Annotated in this window: 5 protein-coding genes and 1 pseudogene; 1 reads left to right on the forward strand and 5 read right to left on the reverse strand. The window is 45.1% G+C overall.

Translation table 11 applies throughout. From position 1 onward, the window contains the following. Positions 1-20: 20 nt before the first annotated feature. The 4 genes and pseudogenes from mutS to BLV54_RS05435 all read right to left on the reverse strand — a co-directional run. Entirely contained in the window at positions 21-2,612 is a 2,592-nt protein-coding gene (gene mutS / locus BLV54_RS05420; protein WP_256329162.1) for a DNA mismatch repair protein MutS, read from the reverse strand. 271 nt (positions 2,613-2,883) lie between these two features. Further along, the gene (locus BLV54_RS05425) at positions 2,884-4,059 is read right to left on the reverse strand and encodes a type III PLP-dependent enzyme (protein WP_090568887.1); all 1,176 of its coding nucleotides are present in this window, start codon (positions 4,057-4,059) and stop codon (positions 2,884-2,886) included. 598 nt (positions 4,060-4,657) lie between these two features. Further along, positions 4,658-4,894 (reverse strand): phosphoketolase family protein, encoded by a 237-nt coding sequence (locus tag BLV54_RS05430; protein WP_176969685.1) that lies wholly within the window; start codon positions 4,892-4,894, stop codon positions 4,658-4,660. Next, positions 4,888-5,835, reverse strand: a pseudogene (locus tag BLV54_RS05435) (phosphoketolase); the annotation flags it as partial. The pseudogene BLV54_RS05435 and the gene BLV54_RS05430, both read right to left, overlap by 7 nt. Before the next feature lie 543 nt (positions 5,836-6,378). Here BLV54_RS05435 and BLV54_RS05440 point away from each other — a divergent pair. Continuing rightward, positions 6,379-7,266 carry a recombination-associated protein RdgC gene (locus tag BLV54_RS05440; RefSeq protein WP_090568893.1) on the forward strand — a complete coding sequence of 296 codons (888 nt, stop codon included), beginning with the start codon at positions 6,379-6,381 and terminating at the stop codon, positions 7,264-7,266. 287 nt (positions 7,267-7,553) lie between these two features. Here BLV54_RS05440 and BLV54_RS17195 read toward each other — a convergent pair whose 3' ends face one another. Then, positions 7,554-7,955: an integrase core domain-containing protein gene (locus BLV54_RS17195; protein ID WP_371113273.1), complete on the reverse strand. Its 402-nt coding sequence runs from the start codon at positions 7,953-7,955 to the stop codon at positions 7,554-7,556. Positions 7,956-7,996 lie beyond the last annotated feature (41 nt).

The raw sequence follows: 7,996 nt of genomic DNA on the forward strand, positions 1-7,996 counted from the left end.
AGACCTTCAGGTTAAAACGTTCAGTCTTTATTTAACATCGATTTTAATGTATAGAGATGTTCAAGTGCTTCCTTGGGGCTTAATTCATCAGGTACGAGCTTACTTAAATGACTAAAAATGGGGTGTAATGTTTCAGAAAATTCAATAGTTGTATCGGATGGTTCTGAAAACAAATCAAGTTGTGGGTTCTTGTTAACATTTTCCTGTTCTAGTTTGGTCAAGATTTTTTTGGCTGCCTTAATTACTGGGGCAGGTACACCTGCCAGTGCTGCTACATGCAGACCGTAGCTCTGACTGGCAGGTCCTTCGTTAATCGAGTGCAAAAAGACAATGTGTTGTTTGTATTCAACAGCTCCCAGATGAACATTGACAGCTTGTTCGAATTCTTCTACCAATTTGGTCAGTTCGAAATAGTGTGTCGCAAATAATGTATAGCTCTGGTTTTTAGTCAGTAGGTAGCGAGCAATGGCAAAAGCCAGAGCCAAACCATCAAAGGTAGACGTTCCTCGCCCAATTTCATCGACCAAAACTAAGCTCTGGTTAGTAGCATTGCGGAGGATATTGGCTATTTCGGTCATTTCGACCATAAAGGTGGATCTTCCACCGGCCAGATCATCCGACGCGCCAATACGGGTAAAGATCTGATCGATCGTTCCAATACGTGCGCTTTCTGCAGGTACAAAACTGCCGCAGTGAGCAAGTAGTGCTATTAAAGCCGTTTGCCGCATATAAGTAGATTTTCCACCCATATTGGGACCTGTGATGACAAGCATTTGTCGCCTGCCAGTGCCACATAATCCAAGACGCACATCATTGGCAATATACTGATTGACCTGACTTTCCACTACAGGGTGACGGCCAGCTTGAATTTCTATGATCGCTTCTTCAGTAAAGACCGGCGCGGTATAGTTAAGTGATTGAGCGCGCTCTGCAAAGGTACCCAGTACATCTATTTCTGCCACGCTCTGCGCTATGTTTTGTAAATGCCTGGTATAGGTATTGAGTTCTTCCAGCAACGCATCATATAAAAATTTTTCTCTGACAAGCGCATGATCCCTGGCTGCTAGCGCCCTGTTTTCAAAAGCCTGTAACTCTGGTGTGACATAGCGCTCGGCATTTTTCAAAGTTTGCCTTCTACGATAGTCGGATGGAATTTTGTCGCTATGTACATGTGTGATTTCGATATAAAAACCGTGGACCCTGTTATATTCCACTTTGAGATTAGGAATGCCTGTGCGTGTTTTTTCACGCGCTTCCAGTTGCAGCAGAAATTCGCCACAGTTATTTTGTAAGGCACGTAATTCATCCAATTCAGCATCGTAGCCATCAGCGATGACTCCTCCTTCGCGTAACAGCACGCTCGGTTCGGGGAATAATGCCTGCTGCAAAAGTTCTACCAGAGCGCTATCCGGTATCATGGCTTGTGCCAGCAGGGCAAGGTGTTCACTGGTAGTATTGGTTGCCATGGCTACGATTTCAGGCAGAGCGATCAGACTAGCCCGCAGGCCGGAAAGATCACGTGGCCGGGCTGATTTGAGTGCAATGCGCGCTGTAATGCGTTCGATATCGACAATGCGCTTAAGATGCTCCTTGATGCCAGCATAAGGTGCTGCTGCTATCCCGGCTGTTTCCATCAACCGAGAGACGCTGTCAAGCCGATGCTGAAGGATTGGGTAGTCTCGTAGTGGATGATGCAGCCAGTGTCGTAACAGCCGGCTACCCATACTGGTTGAGCAAGTATCCAGTAACGACATCAAGGTGGGTGAAGTTTCTCCGCGTAAAGTTTCAGAAATTTCCAGATTGCGGCGGGTAGCAGCATCCATACGGATGTAGGTTCCTTCACGTTCAACCTGCATTGTTTTAATATGCGTGATATCCGTTCCCTGGGTGAGGCGCACATATTCGAGCAGCGCTCCAGCAGCCTGCAGTGCCGCATGCAAATCATCACAGCCAAAACCAGCAAGATCATGAGTACTAAATAGCTTGGTAAGGTTACGAACAGCACTGTTGTAATCGAATTGCCAGGCAGGCAGTTGTTTGGCGTTATTTGATTCAGCAAGTGCTAACGACACATCCAACGATTCAGGTAAAAGAATTTCGGCAGGTTGTAAGCGCTCTAGTTCACTCATCAAACTAGTCGGGGAAGTTTCCAGCATTCGCAGCTGGCCAGCAGCCAAATTGAGCCATGCTAACCCTAACGTCGATTTATGTGAAGTTAGTGCTAACACGATACAGTCACGTTTGTCTTCTAGCAAAGCGGCATCGGTCAGTGTGCCGGGCGTGATGATACGTGTTACCCTACGCTCTACTGGCCCTTTGGTAGTAGTCGGGTCACCGACTTGCTCGCAAATGGCAACCGATTCACCTAGTTTGACGAGTTTCGCCAGATATTGATCAGCAGCATGATAGGGCACTCCGGCCATCTTGATGGGCTCACCTGCGGATGCTCCACGCTGTGTCAGTGTGATATCGAGCAACTGGGCTGCTTTCTCAGCATCCTCAAAGAACAGCTCATAAAAATCTCCCATGCGATAAAAAAGTAGCTTGTCATTATGCTGCGATTTGATGCGCAAGTACTGCTGCATCATGGGAGTATGGTCTTCTAGCGCCATATAATTGACGGAATATTAATCAGGCAGTCTATTTTAGCAGGTAAGACTGCTGTACGAGTTAAGCTATTGCGATAGAGGATTTGTTGCCTGGTAGCATTCGAAGGTGTGCACCAATGGGTAATACTATATCTGATTGATCTGACCGATCTGACCGACTTATATCCTGATTGACTACTGGCTAAACTTGTCAAAAAGAAAATAGACTTCAACAAGTTTAGCCAGGATGGAACGTATTTCTTACAATTATTATTGGCTAAGATATAGACTCAAGCTACAGGACGAGAACATCAGGTAAAGGAAAGCCATTGAAATTGCTGGCATAGGCTGTGGTATAGGCGCCTGCGTTGGGAATAAAGATGAAATCGCCCTCCTGGATATCTTCGGGTAATAGCTCGTCATGCATTAATACATCAACGGAATCACAGGTTGGACCGGCAATGGACCAGGGAATGTTGCTACCTGTGCGCTTAGTCAAAATCTCATAACGTAGCCCTTCACTCACTTCGATAATACCGCCAAATATACCCGCATCCCAATACATCCAGCGTTTGCCATTGCGTGTGGCAGTGCCCACGACTCTGCAAACAAAGCATGAGGAATCCGATACAAGATACCGACCTGGTTCTGCCATGATGCGAATTTCTTCCGGAAGATCAGCAATTGCAGCATTGATGACATCTGCGATCACCTCAATGGAAGGAATAGGTTTAACATGACGTACTGGATAACCACCACCAATATTGAGCAAGCGAGGCCTTAATCCCGCCTGCCTCATGTCAGCAAAAACATTTTTAGCGCGCTCGATACCGACTCGCCAGTTTTGCGGATTACGGCATTGCGAACCAACATGAAAGGTTACACCTGCGAGATCAGCGCTCAGCGAGACCGCTTCGTTAATAATTTCTTTGATATCAGCAAGGTGCGTGCCAAATTTACCTGCGAGGGGCCAGTCACTGCCGATGTTGGGCGTATCTATGCGTAAATACAATTTTGCATCTGGCTTGACACTGACGATTTTACGAAGCTCTTCGATACTATCCAGAACATACCATTCCACACCTTTAGATGCGGCGTATTCCAGGTAGGCACGTGATTTCATCGGATTACTATAATAGATTTCCGCTGCAGGAACACCTAGGCTAAGCAACAGATCCAATTCGGCGATGGACGCAATTTCAAATCCAGATTCTTCTTCTATTAATGTTTTTAATACACGTGAATCCGGGTTGGCTTTTGCTGCATAATGCGGATGAACACGTGGCATGGTAGCTTTAAAACGGCGAATTTTATTGCGGATAATATTGCTGTCGACCAGCAGGAAAGGTTTGCTATAACCTTTCTTTAGTGCTTCTTCAACGAGAGAGAGATCTAGACTAATCTCAGGGTGGGTGTCAAAGATAACTTCATTTTCAATTCTCTTTTGCACAGTGGCGGTACGTATTTTCATCATTAACTCCTATCAAAAGTCGCTACGTTTCTGGGATATGAATATGAACCAAATCAACTTGCGCAAAAGAATTCGCTTTACTTTTCATGATGACCTCCTTACTTCTTGGCGCTAATAAAATGATTAAAGGGTAGGAATTATAGGCTGGTTTTCTGTGGAATCAAGCATTTTTTTAATGAAAGAAAAAATGGTTTATTCTAAAAATAAGTACATGAAATCATGAGACTGTAGCATAAATTATTTTTACCTTTTACAGCTAATATATTCTAAATTGTGTTTGAGACAATAAAAAGAATTTATTGTTCAAGATTAATCATCTTAAGTTTTAACTACCCGAATTTTGATGCGCCCAGCAAGCCAGAATCAAGTCGAAAAGGAGAGAAGTGGGGAATAGATCATTTGCGTAGAAAATAATCCAAATTTTCACTAAGGAAGGCTAAGGAAGGTTAAAGAAGTCCTGAATGAGTAACCAATCGGTGAATCCTTGATTCTTCGGATTGCAAATTTAGACAGTGCTTCCACTAAGAAATCGTCCAGGACGAAATATTTTCCTCGTCATCATCGGGTTTTCTGTTTTTTTGTGTTGGGCATACTACACTTAAAGATGAGTCCATTTCCAGTTGCGAATCTCTGGCAAGTCCTGACCATGGTGATGGATATATTCGTGGTGTTCGATCAGCTTATCACGCATGATCTGCTTTAAATAAGCGGTGGTATAGCTCAGTTTGGGTACCCAATCGATGACATCATTTATCAGATGGAAACGGTCCAGATCATTGCGTACTACCCTATCGAATGGCGTGGTAATAGTGCCGTCTTCCGTGTGGCCGCACACGGCGCCTGCTGGGAGCGCCAACTGTCTTCCATTTTCTGGCCATCGACCTCTTTTGGGCCGGTCCAGCTTTTGGACGTGCGCAAGTATAATCATCAGCCAGCGTGGGTGTTGGATATTGCCATGCTGGCGTGCCTGCTGCTGGATAGTCCGGATTTCACTCACTACCCGATCGAGGATGCAGGCCATTTGCTGATGCAAATCAGCGCCATCTTCTCCTTCCACCACATACGAGCGGTATTCATAACCCTGAAATAGCTGCATCAGTTCTTCCCGACTGATGCGCGCCAGAATGGTGGGATTGGCGTTTTTGTAGTTATTGAGATGCAAAATTGGCAGCATCGCCCCATCATGCGCGGGATTGAGAAATTTATTGGCATGCCAGGTAGTAGCGAGAGACCCTGTTTCAGCTTCATCATCGCCCACAACGCAGGCAGCAATCAAATCTGGGTTATCAAACACAGCACCAAAAGCGTGGGAAAGCACATAACCCAGCTCACTTCCCTCATGAATCGATCCGGGAGTTTCCGGAGTGGCATGATTGCCGATTCCGCTAGGAAAGGAAAACTGGCGGAATAATTGTTGTATGCCTTGAGTGTTTTGTGAAAAATCCGGATAAAACTCTGAATAAGTGCCTTCCAGGTAGGTATTAGCCACCAAGGTGGGGCTGCTATGATCCGGGCCAGTGAGGAGAATGATATTCAAATTGAGGCGCTGAATAGCACGATTGAGGTGAGCATAGATAAAATTGATGGCCGGTATTGTGCCCCAATGGCCGAGCAAGCATGATTTGATATGGTGCAATTCCAGCGATTCACTCAGCAGGGGTTGTCCAGCAAATAGATCTGACCCACCGACAGATAGTCAGCGGCACGCCAGTAAGCATCGATTTTGCGCAATTCCTCGGCTGACAGGGGGATGAGACTGATTGGCTGTAGGTTCATTTGTCATCATTGCTAAAGCCCTCACTTTCATAAACAAACACGGAATGGTTGCCACTTATCGCTCATGTTTTTTTCTGACAGTAATGGATGGAGGTGCGTTCCACTTAAACCGATTAGGTGTTTTGCTAATTATTGCTGTTATTGGAAGCTATCAGTGCTTGTGTTTGCCCAGTATTTTTTATAAGTGATTTAACAGTCTGTTAAGGAAATAGATAGCCTAGGAGGGGAGCGCCGGGCAACGAGGCAATGTGCTACATGATTGAGGTTTATTCAAACTTTTCTGAATGTTATAACTTGGCATACCATTAGTTAAACTAAAATCAGCAATCGCCTGTACAATTCTCCACACTTTTTTAGCGCACCCCAGAAAAAGAACGGTGCTTAATAGCCTTTTTATAGGGTATCCCTAGAAATTCACTTTTAAGGGGTGAAGCGCAAGGAGTCGCACAGCGAGCGACGAAACAATTCAAGAACAATAGGCGAGAAACGAGCGAGCACTTAAAACCGTGATTCGCCTAAAAATGGATTTATAGAGGTACCTTTATGTGGTTTAAGAATTTACAAATTTATCGTATCACCGACTGGAAGCTCACACCTGAAGAGCTGGAAGAGTTATTAACACGACGCACCCTGCAAGCCTGCCTAAGCATGGAAACGCAAAGCCTGGGCTGGGTTCCACCTGGAATGGAAGAAACCCGCCTCGTCTATGCGCGCGGGCAGCAGGTGCTCATTGCACTGGGATCTGAAAAAAAACTGCTACCTGCCTCCGTCGTCAATCAGCGCGCCAAAGAGCGTGCAGTGGAAATGGAAGCACAGCAGGGCTATCCAGTTGGCCGCAAACAAATGAAAGAAATCAAAGAAGCCGCATTATATGAGTTGCTGCCGCGTGCCTTTGTCATCCGGCAAAAAAGCCATGCCTGGATCGATCCGGTTAATGGCTGGTTCATTATCGACAGCTCGAATATCGCCAGGGCAGATACTTTTGCCGAAACTCTTCTGAAAACGATCCCCACACTTCTACTCAAGCGCATCAAGACCACGCTGACCCCGGCCTCGGCCATGACCCGTTGGCTATCGGGTGATGAATTGCCTCATGCATTTACCATCGACAGCGACAGCGTTTTTCGCAGCAGAGAAGATAAAAAAATCTCGGTGAGTTATCAGCGATATCCACTCGACTCGGATGAAATCACCCGCCATGTCCGGGGGGGTAAAGAGGTCACCAAGCAGGCGATGGTCTGGGAAAATAACCTTTCCTTTGTGCTGGATGAGAACCTGCAAATCAAGCGGCTTACTCTGCTGGATATCGAGAAAGAACCCGCAGAATCAGCAGAGGAACAGTTTGACAGCAATTTCTTCCTCATGACCGAACAATTGAAGCAATTATTGCCTGATTTGATTGATGCGCTAGGTGGTGAGGCAATGGAGTAGCACGCTGGTTTGAAATTTTTGGGTTAAATCTAATGATATAAACAGTATATCTTAATTTCCTAAGCTAGTTATCGTCCTATTTCGGGAGAATAACCAGTTAGCGAATTGGTTTAATATGACAAATTAATTGTTTCATATTCATGAATATGGTGATAAACGGAAATTTTATAATTACTTACTATGTGCGTGGAAGTAGTCGGGGTAGTCTTGTTGTGCGATAAAATCCTAATAAATTAATTAGGATAGTAATTTCTATGGATGGTATTTGGCCTAAAATGTAAGAAATCTCAGGGTTGTTTACAGAGAGGTTGATTGAAATAATGTTGGAGTATTTCATAAGGAGTTGAGTTATTCAAACTTTTATGTGGTTTGACAGTGTTATAAAAGTTAATAAAGCGGTCGAGTTGAGTTTGCCGGTCGGTGCAGTCTTTAAAGTTGGTCTTGTCATGCCACATCTGCATGAGGGTGCGGATAACACGTTCAGCTTTGCCGTTGGTTTGAGGTCGATTGATTTGAGTGAATTTCTGGCCGATGCCGTGCGTTTTGCAGGTTTTAACAAAAGCATGACTGTCAGTGCCTTTATATTCTTTGCCATTATCAGAATAAGCATAATCGATCTGGTAAGGGCATTGGGCGATGACGGTTTCGGTGAGGAACCAGGCGGCGCTATTCCGGGTTTTATCAGGCAAGATGGCTGCATAGAGTTCTCGGGAGAAGTCATCAATCGCGA

Origin of the sequence: Nitrosomonas sp. Nm33, assembly GCF_900107265.1 — a bacterium.
Lineage (GTDB): Bacteria > Pseudomonadota > Gammaproteobacteria > Burkholderiales > Nitrosomonadaceae > Nitrosomonas.

Excerpts from the sequence above, each read along its gene's own strand:
- mutS (WP_256329162.1), bottom strand. The coding sequence starts at position 2,612 with ATGGCGCTAGAAGACCATACTCCCATGATGCAGCAGTACTTGCGCATC.
- BLV54_RS05425 (WP_090568887.1), bottom strand. The coding sequence starts at position 4,059 with ATGAAAATACGTACCGCCACTGTGCAAAAGAGAATTGAAAATGAAGTT.
- BLV54_RS05440 (WP_090568893.1), top strand. The coding sequence starts at position 6,379 with ATGTGGTTTAAGAATTTACAAATTTATCGTATCACCGACTGGAAGCTC.